Source organism: Serratia sp. HNCC26DJ244 (assembly GCF_057180565.1).
Window position 1 is genome coordinate 1 of sequence record NZ_JBXUGO010000095.1, and the last position, 706, is coordinate 706.

Here is a 706-nt window from a genome sequence, read left to right on the forward strand (position 1 = left end):
CGGATAGTAGAAGACAATTTGCGCCAACTCCGGCACAACCTCTCCGACAGGACGATAACCGTTTGCAATGGTCCCTGAACCAGCGGTCTGCCCATTGGCATCTAACACCGTATTGTTATGCCCACCAGAGAGTCCCTCCTGCGCCGAAGCTGGCAAAGAACACCATCCGCTGGCTAACATTAATGACACGATAGTGGCGTACTTGAATTTATTACCAAAAGCTTTCATTAAAATCTCCATATAGGGCGATATCTCATCCATCAATATCAATAAATTGCTGGCGTTGTCATCACCCTGAATTAGGTCATCCGTAATCTGTTGATCAGCTATGCAAAAGAGCCCACAGTGTTTCCCCTGTGGGCCCCCATCTTATTGGTTAGACAATAATTTGGTTATTTTGCAGCAACGTTTCCAGATCAGTCTGGACATTAGCCAACGTAATGGCATTGGTAAAGGCGTTCGCATTGCCTGAACCATCGCGATCAATACTGATCACCGTGTTATCGCCGATGTTCTCCACCTTCAGGTACTTAAGAATACCTTGGGAAGAGTAGTCCAATTCCATCTTGCCATCATCCTGGAAGAAAGAGATTGGGCCGTTGTAGTCCAGCAGATCACTCAGGTCAATCAGGTCCGCATCACCGTCAGTCACCACGTTACCCACATGGAAGCCATGGATAGTATCGCTGCCATTACCGCCGGTGCT

The 706-nt window shown here is 47.7% G+C and carries 1 protein-coding gene and 1 pseudogene; both read right to left on the reverse strand.

Annotated elements, in window-relative coordinates; translation table 11 throughout:
• Nucleotides 1-228 (reverse strand): annotated as a pseudogene (locus tag AC2A06_RS18735) (hypothetical protein); the annotation flags it as partial.
• A gap of 148 nt (nt 229-376) precedes the next feature.
• The coding region (locus AC2A06_RS18740) for a type I secretion C-terminal target domain-containing protein (protein ID WP_484381284.1) at nt 377-706 on the reverse strand (330 nt) is incomplete at its 5' end.